Source organism: Glycomyces tarimensis (genome assembly GCF_054776215.1).
Genome location: NZ_BAAHCB010000042.1, coordinates 58,773 through 76,625, shown reverse-complemented (window position 1 = coordinate 76,625; position 17,853 = coordinate 58,773). Strand labels below are relative to the sequence as shown.

General features: G+C 68.1%; 17 protein-coding genes and 1 pseudogene. 10 read left to right on the top strand and 8 right to left on the bottom strand.

Annotation, left to right across the window (positions count from 1 at the left end; genetic code table 11):
* Positions 1–388 precede the first annotated feature (388 nt).
* Positions 389–1,540 carry a PhoX family protein gene (locus ACYVK3_RS21695; RefSeq protein WP_460499433.1) on the bottom strand — a complete coding sequence of 384 codons (1,152 nt, stop codon included), beginning with the start codon at positions 1,538–1,540 and terminating at the stop codon, positions 389–391.
* Positions 1,541–1,976: 436 nt separating this feature from the next.
* On the opposite strand from ACYVK3_RS21695, the gene ACYVK3_RS21690 reads away from it, so the two are divergent.
* Positions 1,977–2,558, top strand: coding sequence for a DUF488 domain-containing protein (locus tag ACYVK3_RS21690; protein ID WP_460499432.1), 582 nt, complete (start codon positions 1,977–1,979; stop codon positions 2,556–2,558).
* A gap of 512 nt (positions 2,559–3,070) precedes the next feature.
* Here ACYVK3_RS21690 and ACYVK3_RS21685 read toward each other — a convergent pair.
* Positions 3,071–4,213, bottom strand: coding sequence for a serine hydrolase domain-containing protein (locus ACYVK3_RS21685; protein ID WP_460499431.1), 1,143 nt, complete (start codon positions 4,211–4,213; stop codon positions 3,071–3,073).
* Positions 4,214–4,590: 377 nt separating this feature from the next.
* Here ACYVK3_RS21685 and ACYVK3_RS21680 point away from each other — a divergent pair, with 377 nt between their 5' ends.
* Positions 4,591–5,361 (top strand): SDR family NAD(P)-dependent oxidoreductase, encoded by a 771-nt coding sequence (locus ACYVK3_RS21680; RefSeq protein ID WP_460499430.1) that lies wholly within the window; start codon positions 4,591–4,593, stop codon positions 5,359–5,361.
* A 115-nt stretch (positions 5,362–5,476) separates the two neighbouring features.
* Positions 5,477–6,502, top strand: coding sequence for a nucleoside hydrolase (locus tag ACYVK3_RS21675; RefSeq protein WP_460499429.1), 1,026 nt, complete (start codon positions 5,477–5,479; stop codon positions 6,500–6,502).
* A 116-nt stretch (positions 6,503–6,618) separates the two neighbouring features.
* Here ACYVK3_RS21675 and ACYVK3_RS21670 read toward each other — a convergent pair whose 3' ends face one another.
* Positions 6,619–6,939 carry a cupredoxin domain-containing protein gene (locus tag ACYVK3_RS21670; protein ID WP_460499428.1) on the bottom strand — a complete coding sequence of 107 codons (321 nt, stop codon included), beginning with the start codon at positions 6,937–6,939 and terminating at the stop codon, positions 6,619–6,621.
* A 729-nt stretch (positions 6,940–7,668) separates the two neighbouring features.
* Here ACYVK3_RS21670 and xynC point away from each other — a divergent pair.
* Together xynC and ACYVK3_RS21660 are read left to right on the top strand one after the other, a co-directional pair.
* A pseudogene (gene xynC, locus ACYVK3_RS21665) lies at positions 7,669–8,934 on the top strand (glucuronoarabinoxylan endo-1,4-beta-xylanase XynC); the annotation flags it as partial.
* The gene (locus ACYVK3_RS21660) at positions 8,914–9,267 is read left to right on the top strand and encodes a cellulose binding domain-containing protein (RefSeq protein ID WP_460499440.1); all 354 of its coding nucleotides are present in this window, start codon (positions 8,914–8,916) and stop codon (positions 9,265–9,267) included. The pseudogene xynC and the gene ACYVK3_RS21660, both read left to right, overlap by 21 nt.
* Positions 9,268–9,349: 82 nt before the next feature.
* Here ACYVK3_RS21660 and ACYVK3_RS21655 read toward each other — a convergent pair whose 3' ends face one another.
* Entirely contained in the window at positions 9,350–10,042 is a 693-nt protein-coding gene (locus ACYVK3_RS21655) for a glycoside hydrolase family 11 protein (RefSeq protein ID WP_460499427.1), read from the bottom strand.
* A gap of 552 nt (positions 10,043–10,594) precedes the next feature.
* Between ACYVK3_RS21655 and ACYVK3_RS21650 the strand changes: the two genes are divergently transcribed.
* The 3 genes from ACYVK3_RS21650 to ACYVK3_RS21640 all read left to right on the top strand — a co-directional run bounded on the left by ACYVK3_RS21650 (position 10,595) and on the right by ACYVK3_RS21640 (position 12,258).
* Complete coding sequence (locus ACYVK3_RS21650) at positions 10,595–11,329, top strand: DUF998 domain-containing protein (RefSeq protein ID WP_460499426.1); 735 nt, start codon at positions 10,595–10,597, stop codon at positions 11,327–11,329.
* A gap of 115 nt (positions 11,330–11,444) precedes the next feature.
* On the top strand, positions 11,445–11,816 hold the full coding sequence (locus ACYVK3_RS21645; protein ID WP_460499425.1) for a hypothetical protein: 372 nt from the start codon (positions 11,445–11,447) through the stop codon (positions 11,814–11,816).
* Positions 11,817–11,889: 73 nt separating this feature from the next.
* Entirely contained in the window at positions 11,890–12,258 is a 369-nt protein-coding gene (locus ACYVK3_RS21640) for a nuclear transport factor 2 family protein (RefSeq protein WP_460499424.1), read from the top strand.
* 27 nt (positions 12,259–12,285) lie between these two features.
* Here the strand turns inward: ACYVK3_RS21640 and ACYVK3_RS21635 are convergent, their stop codons facing one another.
* The 3 genes from ACYVK3_RS21635 to ACYVK3_RS21625 form a co-directional block, all read right to left on the bottom strand.
* Positions 12,286–13,683, bottom strand: a complete 1,398-nt coding sequence (locus tag ACYVK3_RS21635) for an FAD-dependent oxidoreductase (RefSeq protein ID WP_460499423.1) — start codon at positions 13,681–13,683, stop codon at positions 12,286–12,288.
* A 13-nt stretch (positions 13,684–13,696) separates the two neighbouring features.
* A complete protein-coding gene (locus tag ACYVK3_RS21630) occupies positions 13,697–14,812 on the bottom strand; it encodes a polysaccharide pyruvyl transferase family protein (protein ID WP_460499422.1) in 1,116 nt (371 codons plus the stop codon).
* A gap of 202 nt (positions 14,813–15,014) precedes the next feature.
* Entirely contained in the window at positions 15,015–15,632 is a 618-nt protein-coding gene (locus tag ACYVK3_RS21625; RefSeq protein WP_460499421.1) for an NADPH-dependent FMN reductase family protein, read from the bottom strand.
* A gap of 80 nt (positions 15,633–15,712) precedes the next feature.
* On the opposite strand from ACYVK3_RS21625, the gene ACYVK3_RS21620 reads away from it, so the two are divergent.
* Together ACYVK3_RS21620 and ACYVK3_RS21615 are read left to right on the top strand one after the other, a co-directional pair.
* Positions 15,713–16,618: an AraC family transcriptional regulator gene (locus ACYVK3_RS21620; RefSeq protein ID WP_460499420.1), complete on the top strand. Its 906-nt coding sequence runs from the start codon at positions 15,713–15,715 to the stop codon at positions 16,616–16,618.
* Positions 16,619–16,686: 68 nt separating this feature from the next.
* Entirely contained in the window at positions 16,687–17,556 is an 870-nt protein-coding gene (locus tag ACYVK3_RS21615) for a serine hydrolase (protein ID WP_460499419.1), read from the top strand.
* On the opposite strand, the gene ACYVK3_RS21610 is transcribed toward ACYVK3_RS21615, so the two are convergent.
* Positions 17,542–17,841, bottom strand: coding sequence for a LysR family transcriptional regulator (locus ACYVK3_RS21610; RefSeq protein ID WP_460499439.1), 300 nt, complete (start codon positions 17,839–17,841; stop codon positions 17,542–17,544). The two genes, ACYVK3_RS21615 and ACYVK3_RS21610, sit on opposite strands and share 15 nt — an antisense overlap.
* Positions 17,842–17,853 lie beyond the last annotated feature (12 nt).

Here is a 17,853-nt window from a genome sequence, read left to right as displayed (position 1 = left end):
GGAAGTTCGTTGTGTGACTGTAGGTGACCGCTGAAGTGGGCATAGAACCCTTTGGTATGCGGTGAAGTCGCGGCGCACTCGGTTGCGTGATTCGGCGAATTTGATGACCCGCCGCAGTGTGCCCAGTCGCCGCTTGATCGAGGACGTGGACAGCATCTCGATCATCGTCTCGAGCCGGGCTTCGTCGTCAGGGCCACGTGCGAGGTCGCAAAGGCCGGATCGGGGCCGAGCCGATCGCCCGGCCCCTGCCCGACCGTCGCCTGCGGAGCCGGCGTGGTCAAGCGCGCCATCTCCGAACCACGCGTCAAGGACACCGTGAGCAGGCGACCCTACGACTTCACTTTCGACATTGCCCTCCTGGACACCTGCCGGCTGAACGACATTGCAGCTAGGCGGTGGTGCGGAACGGGCCGGTGACCTCGAAGGTGATGCCGCCCGAGCTCGAGCCGGTGGTGCCGCGCTGCGAGGAGAAGTACAGGCGGTTCCCGGCCGGGTTGAACGCCGGGCCGGTGATCTCCGAGCTGCCGTGGCCGACCAGACGCAGGAACGGGGCGACGACGTCGTCGGGCGTGATGATGCAGATCTCTTGGTTGCCGCCGTCCTCGGCGACGAACAGGTCGCCGCTGCCGGTACTGCCGGTGATGTTGTCGACGCCGGTCAGCGGCGGGTTGGCGGTGAGGTTGTCGTCGTAGGCGATGTGGAGCGTGTTCTGGACCGCGTCGTAGGCCCAGACCCGGTTGTCGCCCTTGGTGGTGAAGAAGCAGGTGCCCGCGGCGTAGTAGCAGCCTTCCCCGCCGTTGAACCGCTTGGTGCCCGCGACCTGGTAGCGGGTGGCGGTGCCCGAGCCCGACGGAGTGGGCACGTTTTTCCAGCTCAGTTGCGATCCGCTCTCGGTGAGCACCTGCAGGGTTCCCGAGGAGAGGTCGCCCCATGTGGTGGGCTTGAAGCGGTAGAAAGCGCCGTTGGAGACGTCCTCGGTCAGGTAGATGACCCGCCGGTCGGGATCGCACGCGGCGGCCTCGTGCTTGAACCGGCCCATGGCGTCGCGGCGTCGGGCCGTGCCGCCGGAGGGGTACGTTTCGTAAACGTAGCCGCGGTCGACCTCTTCGCACGACAGCCAGGTGTTCCATGGGGTCGCGCCACCCGCGCAGTTCGTGCGGGTTCCCGAGAGGATGCGGTAGGCGCCGGTGATCTGGCCGGAGGAGTTGAACTTCAGGGCGCTCGCGCCGCCGGAGGTGCCGGACAGTTCGGCGTTGGAGACATAGATCCAGCCGCTGCCGTCGGCGAAGCAGGCGCCGCCGTCTGGCGCGCCGTGCCAGGTGTAGCCGGTGCCGGCGACGGTGTGGGAGGAGCGGGCGACGATGCGGGAGGTGAAGCCGGCGGGCAGCCGCACGCCGTTGGCGTCGGCGGCCTGGAGCGCCCCGTAGGGGCCCGTGCCGGTCTGGGCGGGGTAGGCGAAGGACGGGCGGGTCATCGTGAAGCCGAAGGCGATCGAGGTGGCACCGACGACGGCGGCACGCATGACGTTGCGACGTTCCATAGAGAACTCCCGGAGTGAGGGATGGTCACTGTCCGCGCTACAGCATAGGAGAAATCGCAGCTCAGAGGCCTAACTGTGTGGTACACCCAGATGATCGGTAAGCGACTTGGAGGCGAACAAAGCTCGAATCCACAGCGGGTACCCGTCGGGTGCGGAGACGACCTGAAGGTGCATCCGGCGGTGGTGCTTCTGCCGTTGGCTGTTCGGCACACTGTGGAGAGAGGTAGCCGCAACTACATGGGAGCGAGAATGAAGATCGCAGACGACGCTCGCAGCTCGCGTGACAAGAACGAGTCGACGAGCAGTGTCCTGGCAGTCATCGGAGTGTCCCGGGCCGACCCATCCACGACATGGGGCCTGATGCTGCCACGCCATGAGTTGTTGACCGCATGCCGGAACGACGGATGGCTCCCGGAACACGAGACCGAGGACCTTCATGGCTGAGAAGCGTCGGGACAGGATCGCGGGCACGGTGTGGACTATCGGGCACTGGACGTGCCCGCCGTCCGCCATGCTCGACACCCTCGAGTCCGAGGACATCGATATGCTGGTCGACGTGCGCAAGACGCCGAGATCGCGTCGCAGTCCGCAGTTCGACGCCGACGCGATGCCATCGTGGCTGGATGCGGCCGAGATCGACTACCTGCACTTGACCGAGCTCGGCGGCCGGCGCCCGAAGCAGAAGGATGTCGATCCGAGCCTCAATGCCGGGTGGCAGAACGCGAGCTTCAGGAACTACGCCGACTACACGCTGACGCCGGAGTTCGAGGTGGGTCTGGAGCGGCTGACCGGCATGGCGACCGATCGGCACGTCGTCATCATGTGCGGCGAGCCGATGCCCTGGCGTTGCCACCGCCTGCTCATATCGAACACGCTGACGGCTCGCGGATGGACGGTCGTGCATCTGATGAACAACGCGAAACCGAAGCAGCACCAACTGGGGCAGTGGGGTGCAACGCCCTCCGTAACCGACGAGGGGGTCGTGACCTACCCCGACACAGGGGGAGACACGTCATGAGCCAGGTCTCCGCCGCCGGGCAGGTCCTCAGCGCCTACGAGCGGCAAGCAGGTGGGACCGCCCTCAGTCTCCGGTGCCCGAAATCGCCTGTACAGCCCTGCCCGACGACGTCTCTGCCGGGGTTCATCGGACGCCGCTCCACGCCCTGTCAACTCGACGATATGGACGGCTCGAACGACCCACCGGAGAACGAGACTGGTCGCGACCAGTGCTGGGGCAGCGCCAACGCAGTCCTGTCGCTCAACGGCACTGGGGGAGCTGACTCGCGACGACGACACCGGCGAATGGAGGATCGAGATCGACGACTGGTCTTCTCGTCTCACATCGATGCGCCACTCCGGCACGGTGAACAGTCCCGTGATCCCAGCCTTGGAGTACCTCGGCCTCGTCGGCCGACAAGGCGAGCGCGCCCACATCCGCGCCACCACCGACGCTCATACGAATACAACTAGTGTCCGTGCCGCCCGAACCGGTCACCGAGGGCGGCCGGAAGCAGTGGTGCCGCTTCGCCCTCATTTCCGCAGGACGTTCAGACATCGCGCCATGAATCTGAAGGGGACGGCCGCTCCCTCGGTCTGGTCGACGGTGCCGACCAGGTGCAGGTCGAGTTCCGGGCAGTGGAAGAGCCACGTCCCGGTGGCTCCTGAGTGGCCGACGAGTGTGACGGCCCTTCGCCCGGAGGACATGAGTCGGCCGACCTTGAAGAACATGGTGCCCAGTCCGTACTGGAGGACAGGGATGTTCCGCAGCCGGTTGCGCCGCTCGGTGAGCAGTGCCGTCGTGCGGGCATCGTCGAAGAGCTCGCCGTTGAGCAGTGATCGCTGGAAAAGGAGGAGATCGCCCGTCGTGCTGAACATGTCATTGCTGGACTCGATCAACGAAGGCAGTTCCACACGTCGCTCTTTCATGTAGAGCGGTGAGGGCGCTGCGGTCGCCGAATCCGGCTGGCGCTGCTTCGGGAGCCATGTGCGCCCAAGACCGAGCGGACGGAGGATCCGCTCGCGCACCAAGTCGGCGAACGAACGGTTGGTCGCGCTCTCCACGATGCGGATGAGCAACTGGAAGCCGGTGTCGGAGTAGCGGGCCTTCTGTCGGGCGGCGGCGAGATTCTGCGGCGCGAAGTGAGGACGCTGCTGCTCGCGCGTCGTCCGCACCATGTCCTCGAAGGTCCAGGCCACGTCCTGGCCGGCGGCGAGGCGCTCGTACAGACTGGGGCCACCGCTGCGCTTCTCGAAGTGGTCGGGCAGCCCCGAAGTGTGGCTCGCGAGGTGGCGCACCGTGATCGCGGAGGTTCTGTCGATTCCTCCGAGCACGTGCAGTCCGGTGATCGTCTCCGTCGGCAGATAGCCGCCGATGGGCGAGCCCAGATCGATCTCGCCGCGCTCGTGCGCCTGGAGCACCAGCGTGATGATGAAACGCTTGGTGATGCTCGCGATGAAGAACGGGGTGTCGGGAGACAGCGGGCGATCGCCCGCCCCGACCGGGCCGGAGGCCGCGGACCAGCGCAGCTTTCCTTTGCCGTCGGCGATGGCGAGGTTGGCGTGGTGCACGCCTCGTTGCGCGACGAGACCCTCCAGCAGGCCCGTCAACTTCGCGTCGAGGGCGCTCGAAGCATGATTGTCCTGGGCGCGTGTGGTGGCGAGCGGCGATGTCACGTGGAGGGTCCTCGTCTCTGTTTCTCAGTACGACCGGTCGTCGCACGTTTTGCGCGGCAGTGGTGTCGGGGTGCGGATTCGAGTTTATGCGCCAGATGCGAGCCTGCTGATTTCGCTCGCACGCGAACAGCGGTGACGGCCGCCGGCGGCCGTCACCGCTGTTCGCGGCTTCCAGACCCGGCACCGGTCCGAACCGCCATTCGCTCACGAGCGGTAGGCTGGAGGCCGGGCTTCCAGTATGGAGCTTTGTTGCCACACCATAAAAATCGACTGGCGGCTTCCTCAATTCCCAAATACTGCATAGGATCGAAACTCCATCTTGGGCCTGCGTATCGACGGGATCGAACATGCGTGCAGGCCCTCACGGACGGAGCACCATGAACTTCACCGAACGTTATGGTCCGTGGGCGCTGGTCGCCGGCGCCAGTGAGGGCATCGGCGCGGCGTTCGCCCGCGAGTTGTCGGCCCGCGGTCTGGGCGTCGTGCTCGTCGCTCGTCGGGAAGCACCGTTGGTCACGCTGGCCGCCGAGCTGCCCGGGCCGTCACGAGTCATCGTGGCCGACCTCTCGGTTCAGGATGGTATTCGCACAGCCCTCGAAGCGGTCGAGGACTTGACGGTCGGGCTGGTGGTGGCGAACGCCGCCAGCGTCCCTACCGGTCCGTACACGGCGCTGGACCAGGTGGCCTTGGAGCGGGCCTTGGACCTGAACTGCCGAGTGCCGGTCGTGCTCGCCCGTCACCTGTTGCCGTCCATGGTCGCTCGGAAACGTGGCGGATTGATCGTGATGTCATCGCTCGCCGGCCAGCAGGGATCGCCGGGCATCGCCGTCTACGCGGGCACGAAGGCGTTCGGCGCCGTATTCGCCGAGAGCCTATGGGCGGAGATGCGCCCGCACGGCGTGGCGGTGCTCGCGTGTGTGGCGGGCGCGGTCCGCACTCCCGGCTTTTCCAGCAACTGGACCACTCAGGTGCCCGGCACGGTCGCCCCCGAGCTCGTGGTCGCAGCGTCGCTGCGGGCGCTCGGTCGCCGTCCCCGGGTGGTACCCGGTGTGACCATGCGCCTGTCGTCGCAGTTCATGTCACGTCTGCTGCCGCGCCGCATGGCTATCGCCATCCTCAGCAGGGCATCACGAAGCCTCTTCGAATGAGTGGCGGGCACCGGTGGTCATCGACGGCCGACCCCGATCAGGCCGTGTGGTGTCGACGCTGAGCGTTGCACCGGGTCATAGCATGCAAGCGGTCACACGAAAGGATCACGTCCGGGTGAATGATGAGCGGCGCGACTGGGAGATCGGGACGTTTCCATGGCTTGGATCCGAGCCGCCGGCGCCACCGGGTGTTCGGGTGATCGTGGACAATGACTTCGCCGGTGATCCCGACGACCTGTTTCAGCTGGCCCACCACCTGTTGTCACCGTCGGTGGAGATTCGGGCCGTCATCGGGTCGCACTTGCGCCCGGGCGATGCGTTCCATCCGGGACCGGGCAGTGCGGCGAGCGCAGTCGCCAAAGTCGAGGAGCTCTTGGGGTGCATGGGCACGACGCCCGACGGGATCGTGGTGGCCGGCGCTGAGGAAGCCTTGGAGGATCGGTCGACACCGCGCCCTTCAGCGGCGACCGAGGCCATCCTGGCCGAAGCTCGGCGTGGTGACCCCCGCCCGCTGTATGTGGCGTGCGGGGGCGGACTGACCGACATCGCCAGCGCCTACCTGATGGATCCCTCCATCGCTGAGCGCTTGACGGTCGTGTGGATCGGCGGGCCCGAATACCCCGACCTGGCCCCTCCGCCACCAGGGGCCAACGGGCCCGAATACAACTTGTCCATCGACCCGGTGGCCGCCCAGGTCGTCTTCAACGACTCGGCGCTGCCACTATGGCAGGTGCCGCGGAATGCCTATCGCCAGTGCCTGGTCGCCGACATCGAGCTGCGCGACCGCGTCGCCGCAGCCGGGCGGCTCGGTTCCCACCTGTATCGAGCGCTGCGGCAGGTCGACGCCACGGTCCGTTCCGCGAGGCTCGGCTATCCGGCTACCTATGCGCTGGGCGACTCCCCGCTGGTGTTGCTGACAGCGCAGCAGTCGTACTTCGAGCCCGATCCGTCCTCCAGCGAGTACCTGCTGCGACCCGCGCCTGTCTTCGACGGTCACGGCGGGTTGAGCGAGCATCCCGACGGTCGCATGATCCGGGTGTACACCAGGCTCGACAACCGGCTGATGTTCGAGGACCTGTTCTTGAAACTGCGTGCCTTCCACCGCTGGCAGGCGTCCGCCTCATGCACCGCGTCGAGCTGATCGAGGGCCAGGTCCGGTCAACATTGTTCGAGACGTCTGTCCGTTCGCCGAGTCGGGTCGAGCGCAGCCGGCGGCCCCCGCCGAACGGCGGGGGCCGCGGTTCCCCGTTGTTCGGATTATCGTGGCGAGATCCAGGCCTCGGGCGGGAAGTGCGCGTCGCTGAAGTACTCCTGGGGCACTTCCGGGACTCCCGCGTAGTGGAAGACCCGCGTCATGCCGACGGGAGCCCCCAGGTAGCCGGACAACCGCATATTCGAGGTGTGGTGCGGGAAGTGGCAGTGGAAGGGCCAGTTGCCGGGGTTGTTCGCCCGGAACTCCAGCATCGTGAAGTCACCGGGCCCGACGTTCTGGGTCGTCTCGCGTACCGGCGGCACCGAGTGGCCGTTCTTGGCGACCAGCGTGATGTCGTGCCCGTGCATGTGCATACCACCGATCATGGCGCATCACTAGGTGTTACCGAGCGGTAGCATTTCAACCGAAGGCGTTACCCGCGATCACGATCGGTCCTTTGTGCCCGATCAGGTCGCCGTTGACGCCATCGTGCACCGGCGTGAGGCTGATTCCCTATGGCACAAGGGATCTCTGTGGACGTGCGGCGGCGAGGACGTGCTCGGTGGTGGTGCGCCGGATGGCGTCTGCTCGAAGGGTGTCCGGCATGCGCGCTGGTGCGACACCGCGCGGCCGTGCTCGACTGACCGATCCCGTCCACCTTGGCACCGAGCGGCAGCCGCTCTGTTCGTACCGACCTCGAAGCGGGCCGTCATCCGCTATGGATGGCGGCCGACGAAGCGGCTGAGCGCTCCAGGGCACTCGCTCAGTCGGCACACGCCATCGGAACGTTGTGCTGCGACATTTGCAAATAGGAATGTATCGATATATGCTGTGTGTACCCTCACCGATACTTCCAATGGAAGTTTCGGCTTGAGTGGTCCGAGTATTGACGCAGGCGCGCGCGGCCTTCTTCACTGTCGATGACGGGCTGCGCGCCGCTCGCCGCCTCCGTCAGGCGACCCAGGTTCGGCAGACCGCTCCGTCGCGGCGCTTCGGACGCTCAAGCCCCTCGGGTCAGATCGACCGGCTCGACCATGCACGCCGCGGCTCGAGTCCTGGACGTTCCGATCGTGTGCATGACCACGAACCAAGCCAGCTGGGAAGGAACGAAAACGATGACCCTACGTCGAAATGAATCCACGGCCGCCGGGGCGAAGTCGCTCAGTCGGAGGTCGTTTCTGGCGATGAGCGCACTACCCGTACTCGCGATCGCCGCCCCTGCCACGGCGCAGCCCAGTGTGACCGTCGACCCGTCGGCGGTGCGGCAGACGATCCAGGGCTTCGGCGGCATGAACCACACGGCGTGGATCAACGACCTGACGGCCGCTCAGAGGGACACGGCGTTCGGGAACGGTGCGGGCCAGTTGGGTTTCTCCATCCTGCGAATCCCCGTTCACGAGGACCGCTCGAGGTGGAGCGGCGAGGTCGCCACCGCGCGGCGCGCGATCGAGCACGGAGCGAAGGTCATCGCGTCACCGTGGAATCCTCCCGCTTCCATGGCCGAGAGCTTCTCCGGCGGTCAGCGACTCCGGTACGACATGTACGACGCCTACGCACGGCATCTGAACGACTTCACCGGATTCATGAGCGACAACGGGGTGAACCTGTACGCCATCTCGGTACAGAACGAGCCCGACTACGCGCACGACTGGACGGCGTGGACCCCGGCCGAAATCGTCCGGTTCCTGCGGGAGAACGCCGGATCCCTCACCACCAGGGTCATCGCACCCGAATCGTTCCAGTACAGGAAGAACCTCTCGGACCCGATCCTCAACGACCCCGCCGCGCTGGCCAACCTGGACATCCTCGGCGCCCACCTCTACGGCACCCAGGTCGGGGACTTCCCCTATCCGCTCTTCCAGCAGAAGGGCCAGGGCAAAGAGCTCTGGATGACCGAGGTCTACCACCCCAACAGCAGCGATTCGGCGGACCTCTGGCCCCAGGCGCTCGACGTGGGCGAACACCTCCACCGCGCCCTCGTGGACGGCCAGTTCCAGGCGTACGTGTGGTGGTACATCCGACGGAGCTACGGCCCCATGCGGGAAGACGGGCAGATCAGCAAGCGCGGCGCCAACATGGCGCACTTCTCGAAGTTCGTCCGACCCGGATACGCACGGATCGACGCGACCGCCAATCCCCGGTCGAACGTCTACACCTCGGCGTACAAGGGCGGCGGCTCGGAGATCGTGATCGTCGCCGTCAACAAGGGGACCTCCTCGGTCAGCCTGCCGTTCACGATGCGGAACACCTCCGCGTCCAGCGTGTCGTCCTGGCTGACCGACGCGAGCAGGAATCTTCAGCCCCAGAGCGCGATCAGCGTTTCGAACGGTTCCTTCACCGCCGTGCTTCCCGCCCAGAGCGTGACGACGTTCGTGACCTCGGGGAGCGGCGATGGAAACGGCGGCGGCGGTGGCGGCGGCGCATGCCAGGTCCGCGTCAACGTGGTCAACGACTGGGGGTCGAGCTGGCAGGGGAGCGTTACGCTCAGCGCGGGGAGCCAGTCCGTCGACGGCTGGAACGTGAGCTGGGACTGGCCCGGCGGCCAGCAGATCAGCAGCCTCTGGAACGCCGACTGGTCGCAGTCCGGTGCGACGGTGAACGCCTCCGACGCGGGGTGGAACGCTCGAATCGAGGCGGGCCAGAGCCGCGAGGTCTTCGGCTTCATCGCTTCGGGGCCCGCGGTCGGCCTCGACTTCGACTGCTATCTCGACTGAGGGCCCGACACGGCCGAGTCCGGGGCGCCACACGCATGTGCAACGCCCCGGACTCAGCCCTCGGCCATGGGCCGAAGGATCGTCAGCTCACCCAGATGTTGGAGTAGCCGCTGCTCTGGTAGCCCTCGGTCGCCATGATCATGTAGTAGTCGAAGCTGCCCAGCCGCATTCCCTTGCCGGCCCACGCATCGAAGTGGTTGCCGGTGGTGATCGTGCCGCCAGAGCTGTTCTTCGAGGTGCGGACGCTCCAGTACTGGTCGAAGGTCTTGTCGCCTTCGACGGAGGGGGCGTTGTGGCGCGTCGTCTTGTAGATGTCGTACGTGCCGCCGTTGCTGGAGACGGTGCCCCGGTGCTCTCCGGTGGGCCGGTAGGAGCCCCAACTGTCGACGATGTAGTACTCGACGAGCGGGTTCGAGGTCCATCCGTAGAGACACATGTAGGAGTTGCCGGACGGGCTGAAGTTGCCCGACCAGTTGACGGTACGGCGTCCGCCGTTGCTCCAGCCCTTGCCGATGACGAAGTTGCCGGTGTTGGACCAGTTGACGGTGTAGTTGCCGCCGGACTTCAGGACCGCGGACACCGTCCCGGGAGCATCGGTCCAGAAGGAGTAGAAGTACCCCTCGTGTGTGCCGGTCCGGTTGGAATTGACGGTCTGGTCCGCGTGGGCGGTGCCGGGCATGAGCAAGGCGGACGCGCCGAGCCCCAGAACGCCGGCGCCGCCGAGCAGCAGGCTCCTGCGGTTCGTCTGCTTCCGGGGCTTGTTGTCTTCGGACATGGTTCCTCCTCGTGTGGGCCGGTCTGGACCGGCCGGTGTGGCACGAGCTGTCGGGGTGAGGCCCACTGCTCGTCGGCGTCGTACGACGCCCTGGGGTGAACGGTCGCCGCGGCGACCGGTGACCGAGTCTCGTCCGCACTTGGACATTGACAATGGTCGATTTGTGTTGCATGCACACTAAGTTGCTCGCCAAGAGCCTGTCAATAACTTCCGGAAAAATTTCGGAAGTTTCATGGCGGTTCTGGCGCTTCCTCGCCGGGCGTATCGCCTTGTCTCCGTGTGGTGACGTCCGCTCGATGGCGGCGTGCGACATGTGAAAGGCTGGAAAAACCACTTGCCTGATGGCGTCGAGTCCGAAACTTTCGGAACTCGCGCGGGGTCGAACCAACGAATCCGGCTGCGTCGAGATCGACGGCAAGCGGCCACGGGTCCGCAACCGACCGGCGCCCTGAGCTCAATCGAAGGTGGCAGTCGGATTTCCCTCGCTCGCAGGAGGCCGGCGCAACCAGGGATGCATAGCCTGGTCGCGTATCGAGCGATGAGGAGCGGCGTATGGAGGCCCTGCAGTACTCGGCGATGGCGGTGCTCACGGTTGCGGCGGTGCCTGTGGCGCTGGCTTTGCGGAGGCGCCCGGCCGCCGCGACCGGTGTCGGCCTCGCATCCTGGCTGGTACTGGCCGCCTATGTCCCGATCGAGCTGGCGGTCATGCGCGCCACCACTGCGGCCTACGACCCCATGCGACAGGCCGTCAGCGTCCTCGGCGTGACCGTCTGCGATCCCGAGCCGCTGCCCGAGGTCGGGGACGTCGTCTGCTCCCCGCTGCATTTGCCGATGAACTGGACCTTCACACTCAGCGGCATCGCCATCGCAATAGGGGCGATCACGCTGCGGCGCCGGCTGCCCGACGGCCCGCGAGTGACCGCGGCGATGTGGACGTTGGCCGTAGCGGGGCTCAGCTATGCCAGTTCCGGGATCATCCCGGCAGACGTCGACCTGTTCTGGCACACCGTACTCGCGATCCCCGGCATGGTCGTGCAGATCCCGGCCTGGATCATCATGGCCGTCGCCCTGGCGCGGACGAGTCGACCGCTCGCGGCCTGGACCGGTCTGGCCGCCACCGTTCATGTGGCGGGCCTGGTCGGCTTCGCGGCGTCCTTTGTCGCGGACGTGCCCGGTGGGTTGTTCCAACGCCTCATGGTCTGGGCGATCCTGATCTGGGCCCCGGTCTTCGCCGCCCCGCTCGCGCGGGCGGGAAGTCGGTTCCGGATCGAGTCGCACGGGATCTAGCAATTTCCCGACGGCGATGGCAGGATGCGGGTATGCCTCACCGCCAGTCGACCCGCGCCGGCCTTCGCCCATGAGACCAGAGTCGGCGCCGCCGCGCTTCATCGATGAGCACCGCATGAGCATCGCCGCGCCGCGCGATCGCGTGTGGAAGGCGCTCTGCGAGTACTCACGGGATTCGCTGGCGGGCTCCCGCGACAGTGTGCTGCTCGCTCTCCTGGGGACGGAGCCGCGTTCGGGATTCGCGGTCGCGCGCGAGGCGCCCGGCAGCGTCCTGGAATTGTCCGGCCGTCACCGGTTCTCCCGGTACCGCTTGGTTTTCGAAGCGTTCGACGTCGGTGATGGAACCGAAGTGTCCGCGCGGACGTTCGCGGACTTTCCCGGTGTCCGAGGCCGGGTCTACCGGGCGCTCGCGCTCGGATCGCGCGGACATGTCCTGGCGGTGCGGGGCATGCTGCGCACAATTCGCCGGTTGAGTCTCGGCGTTTGACGCGTAATCTCGAGGCACCCCAGTGCGACACTGAAGCGGCGCCTCGATGCGAAACATCCACAGTGGAGGAACCATGACCGTCGAATCCGAAGTCCGCGCCATCTCAGCGGCATGGGACACGGCACTGATCGCCAATGATGTACACCTGCTCGCCGGCTTCATGACCGACGACTGGGTCCTCGTCGGACCGGAGGGTCCTGCGACGAAGGCCGAGGTCGTCGGTTGGATCGACTCCGGGCGCCTCGTCCACCACACCATGACGGCGGTCGATGAGGGCCGCCTCGCGCGCGCCGGCGACGCCCTGCTCATGACGACGCGCAAGCTCAGCTCGGGCCTGTGGGAAGGCTCGCCGTACGCGGCCGACGAGTGGATCAGCGAGGTCTACGTCCCCGCCGGGGGGTCCTGGCGCTGCGTGTTCAGCCAGAAGACCGCCGCCGCCTGAGCGGGCGCGCTCGAGGCCGGTCGCCGCTCAGCCGAGATTCGCGCCCTGCGCGCCGAGTTCGCGCTGCACTTCCGAGGCCGGCACGTCGCGCGGCCGGCGGCCCGAGCGGGCGGCGAGCGCGGCGCAGACGCCCGCGCCGTGCCCGGTGGCCATGGCGATCGGCATGACGCGGTAGGAGGAGTGGGCGACGTGCGTCCCCGAGATGCAGCGCCCGGCGACGATGACGCGGTCCAGCCCCGTGGGGAGCAGGCTGCGCAGCGGGATCTCGTAGGCCTCGCCCCGCGGCACGCGTTTGAGGATGGTCCCGGTCCCCTCCGGGTTGTGGATGTCGACCGGATAGGCGCCGCGGGCGATCACGTCGGGGAACCGGCGTGCGGACAGGATGTCCTCGCCGGTCAACTGGTAGTCGCCGCGGATGCGGCGGGTCTCGCGCACGCCGATCTGCACGCCGCTCTGGGCCACATAGGACTCCTCGAAGCCGGGCACGCGGTCGCGCAGGAAGGCGGCGATCTGGTCGAGCTGGCGCCGCGCCGCGAACTCGGCCCGGGTGAGGTCCCACACGCTCGTCCCCAGCACTCGGTTCACCCGCGTGCTGTTCACGCTCACCTCGCGCTCGTGCGGCGTCGCGAAGAACAGGATGTCCTCGCGCGGCAGCTCGAGTTCGCCCGCCTCGGCGGCCTCCTTGACGAGGTCCCACAGCCCGTGCACGCCGCGCCACTGGTCGGGATGGTCGCGCACGTAATCCGCGAACCGAGGCCGCATGAAGTCGACCATCCGGAACATCAGGGTCGTCGGCTGCACCAGGCCGTCCTCGGTGCGCCCGATATCGAACTCGGCGCCGGCGGCCGCCGCCACGTCACCGTCGCCGGTGCAGTCGACCACCACGTCCGCCTCGATCGCCACCGGCCCGGACTTCGTCTCGAACACCACTCGCGAGTCGCTCATGTCCGAGGCGAAGGCGTGGAACAGCAGCCGCACGCCCGCCTCGTCGAGCAGGTCGAGGGCCGCGAGCTTGAACTGCTCGGGGTCGAACGGGACGGTGTAGCCGGTGTCGACGGACGGCAGGGTCGCGCCGTTGCGGTCCTCGAGCCGCCGCAGCAGCCGCCACAGCACCCCGGCCACCACCGGCTCGCCTTCGCCGTGGTCGGTCGGCAGCAGCCGGGTCCCGTCGCCCGGCAAGGCCTGCTTCTTCTCGTTGTGGAAGGACATCAGCGGCATGACCAGCGCGACCGTCGCGTTGCCGCCGAGGAAGCCGTAGCGTTCGACCAGCACGACGTCGGCGCCGGCGGCGGCCGCGCCCAGTGCGGCCCCGAGCCCGGCAGGGCCGCCGCCGACCACGAGCACCTGTGCCCGCCCGCCGACCACGGCGGGGCGCGGCGGGAGCATGATCGTCTTCGGATTCACCGGGGGCTGCAGTATCGGCATACGTTACACTCCATCACGGTCGTGCGCGGTCGAGCACGGTGCCACATCGTTCGCACGTCACCTGCGCCCGTTCACGCAGGCGGGCCACGCGGGAACGGAAGTCCTCCTGGCGCTCGTCGCGTTCGTCCCACAGCCGGTCGATCTCCGCCAGCAGGAGCCCGGACTGCTCGCGGGCCACCCCGGTGAGCGTGGGCGTGCCTGCGGCCTTCGCGAAGTCGAAGACCTTGCCGGCATATGGCAGCGCCAGGAAGGGGACCTCGGCGAGGGCGGCGAAGATCAAAAAGTGCAGCCGCATGCCGACGGCGAAGTCGACGTGCTCCATGAAGCCGCGCACCTGGCCGGGGCTGTAGGACCCGTTGAGGACCCGGCCGCGGTCGGCCTGACTCATCTTGGCCAGCACCGCGTGGGAATGCGAGATGTCCTGGCGTTCCATCGGTACGAACACCACCGCGGCGTCGAGGCGGCGCACCAGGAAATCGGCCACCTCGGCAAGGAGCGCGTGGTAGCTGCTCTCGTCGAGGTGCTCGGCGGCCCGTCCGGGCTCCCGCACCGACATCGCCACCAGCCGCTCATCGGCGGGGATGCCCTCGCGTATCAGCATCTCCTTGCCGAACTCCTGGGCGGGCAGGAGCAGCGCCGGGTCAGCGGCCACGGTGATCTGCCGGTCGACCCCGACGTCCTCCAGCACGAGCCGCGACTCCTCATCGCGGACGACGAGATCGTTGACCCGGTTGAGCGTGTCCCGGACGATCGCGCGGTCCTCGGGATCGCGCAGCGGCCCGACGCCCACCGCGTAGGTGAACGTCGGTATGCCGCGGTCCTGGGCGGCGCGCACGAGCTGCAGATAGCGGCGCGCCTCGCGGTCGTAGAGAATGCCGCCCCCGCCGAGGATGAGCATGTCGAGGCCCTCGAGCTCCGCCATGATCGGGCCGCGGCTCACTCCCTCCCAGGTGACGGTCCGGCTCACCTCGGGATTGCCGTCGCTGTACTCGGCGTTCCGGGTGAACACGACGATCTCGGCCGACGGACGGTGCCGGCGCAGACACCGGAGCACACATGTCAGGATCGCTTCGTCGCCGACATTGAGGCCGCCGTACGAGCCGAGGAGTCCGATCGTGGGTTCTGTCATGCCGCATGGATTGCCGCTCCGGGCAATGGCAAACCCGGCGCCGGGGGGAGCAGGCCGTGTCGGCTCTCATGGCCGTCCGGCGTTTGAACGGTCGACCGCCCGCTCCAGGGACGGTTGCGGTGGCCCGGAATCAGTGCGGCCCGCGCCGCATAGTGACGTGCTCGACCGGGTCCATCCGTCGCTGCAGAGGCCCGCTCGCCTTTCATGCCGCCAGGAGCTTGTCGACGGCTTCGTCGGCCTGCGCGAAGAACTCGCGGTAGTGGCGCTCGCGGGCGACCCCCGCGAGGTCCTGGCCCTCGCTGTCGAACAGCGCCGCCACGTGCGTGTCCTGGATGTCGCAGTACTCCGAGATCCCTCGGCGCAGCGGCCCTTCGAGCACCGTCACCACCAGGTCCGCGTTGCGGTCCTCGGCGGTCAACCCGGCCAGGGCGAGCCACAGCATCCGCTTGCCGGCCATCGGCGACCGGCTCCGCCCATAGGCGAGCCCATAGTTCCACACCCGGTCGAACCAGCCCTTGAGCAGCGCCGGCAGGCCGAACCACCAGACCGGGAAGACCGGGACGATGACGTCGGCGGCGTGAACGCGCCGAATATGGGCGTGGACCTCGTCCGAATACACCTTGTCGCGATCGCCGTAGTCGGGTTCGTCCGCCACGCTGTTGCGGGGATCGAAGCCCTCCGCGTGGAGATCGAGCAGATCGATGCGGTAGCCGGCGGACCGCAGACGCGCCGCGGCACGCTCGGCCACCGCCGACGTCAGGGAGTCCCCGCGGTGGTGCGCGACGACGATCAGTGCGATGGGTTCGGTGTGTTCGCTCATCGCACCAGTACAGCCGCGAATCGATGGACGATCCATAGTCGAGAAGCGCAGACTCCTTGGTGATCGTCTATCCTTGGCGAATGGATCCCCTGAGCGACATGCTCGGCGGCATCCGAGCCGAGGGCTCGGCGGTCGACCACGTCTCGCTGGAACCGCCGTGGGCGCTCCGCTTCGCCGACGGCGCGCCCCTGACCATCCTCACGCTCGTCACCGGCGCCGGCACGCTCGTGCCGGCCGACGGCACCGAGTGGAACATGCGGGCGGGCACCACCGCCCTGGTCCGCGGACCCGAGCCGTTCGACCTCGCCGACGGACCGGGCGCGCCCGAGCGCCCCCGCCGCACCTTCCACGTCTCCTGCCTCGGCCCCCGCCCCTCGTGCGAACCCCGTCTCGACGACGACGCCGCCACGACCGTGGTCGTCGGCGCCTACCAGGGGATGCGCGCCCGGCACCTCCGACTGCTCCGCACACTGCCGCCGGCCCTCGTCCTCCACGAGGAGGTCGACGACGTCCTCTGGCTCCACTCGCTCAGGGACGCCCTGACGCGCGTCCACCGCCCCGGAGGCCAGGCGATGATCGACCGCGTCCTGGACTGGGGTCTCGTCTGCACCCTCGGCTGCTGGTTCGAACTGCGGGGCGGACAGGCCCCGGGCTGGTATCGAGGCGTGCTCGATCCGGTGACCGGGCCCGCGCTCGAAGCCTTCCACCGCGATCCCGCCGAGGCCTGGACCGTCGGCTCGCTGGCCGCCCGCGCACGGGTCTCGCGGGCGCAGTTCGCCAGGCGATTCACCGAGGTCATGGGCGAGCCGCCCCTTTCGTATCTGACCGAATGGCGGATGAGCCTCGCCGAGGACCTCCTGGACGACCCGGACCTGAGCGTGGCGCAGGTCGCGAAGGCCGTCGGCTACACCGACCCGTTCGCGTTCAGCACGGCCTTCAAACGTCGGCGCGGCCTCAGCCCCAGGGAGTTCAGGGCTCGGCGCTGAAGCGGCGGACCTACGATGGCTCCGGCGCGGCCGAGCCCGGCCGCCCTCGGACCGGATGGAGACCGCCCTTGATCGACTCGTTCTTCGAGCCGCTCGGCGCGGTGGCGCACGCCCACATCCGGGACCTCGCGGACGGACGCGGCCTCGGCATCGGCGAGCACGAGCCGGTGATCCTCGTGTCCGTCGTCAAGGTCTTCATAGCCTGGGAGTTCCGCCGCCAGGTCGAGGAGGGGCTCATCGACCCCGCCGAGACCGTGCGCGTCACGGCCGCCGACCGACTCGGCGGGACCGGCACCGCCGGCTTCCGGCACGACGCGGTCGTCAGCCTCGCCGATCTCGTACAGCTCATGATGGAGGTCTCGGACAACACCGCCGCGGACCTCGTCACCCGGCACATCGGCGCGGGCTCCCTCCGAAGCCTGCCGGCGCGCCTAGGACTGCAGAGCACACGCCTCATCGGCAGCCCGCGCACGATCCTGGAGGACGTGGCCCGCGACCTCGACGTCTCGGACCTGGAGGCGCTCGCGCACGTGCTCGCGAGCGGCACGGTCACCGCCGAAGAGCTTCGCACCACCAGCGCGTGGGACCCGTTGCGCACCAACGCGTCCACCCCGGCCGACATGACCGAGTTCCTGCGGCAGGTGTGGACCGGGCCCGAACCGGTCAAGCGCGACGTCCGGAACTGGATGAGACGCCAGCTCACCGGCGGCCGACTCGTCCGGCTCGCACCCAGCGAGGTCGTCTCGTTCGGGCGCTCGGGGAGCCTCCCGGGATGGCTCAACGAGGTCGCCGTCTGGGAATGGCCGGACGGGCGACGCCATGCGCTGGCCGTCTTCGCCCGGATCGGCCGCGGGAACTTCCGCGAGGTGGAGCTGGCCATGAGCCGGGCCGCCCTGCACCTGACCGAGCAGCTCAGCACCGGTTCAGTAGATCGCTGACCAGGGGCGCGGCGGCTCCTCCTGACCCTGCGACGCGGCCCGCTCGACCAGCGTCCGCATCCGGCGGTAGCGGCGCAGGAGCTCGGGCGCCTCGCGCATGAGCGTGTGCCCCGCCGCGGTCAGTGCCACCTGCTGGCCGCTCCGGTCGAACAGCTCCGCGCCGAGTTCCTTCTCCAGGCGCCGGATGCGCTGGCTCAGGGGCGGCTGCTCCATGCCGAGCCGAACTGCCGCCCTGCCGAAGTGACGTTCTTCACCCACCGCGAGGAAGCACTCCAGGTGCCGCATGATGTCCACGCG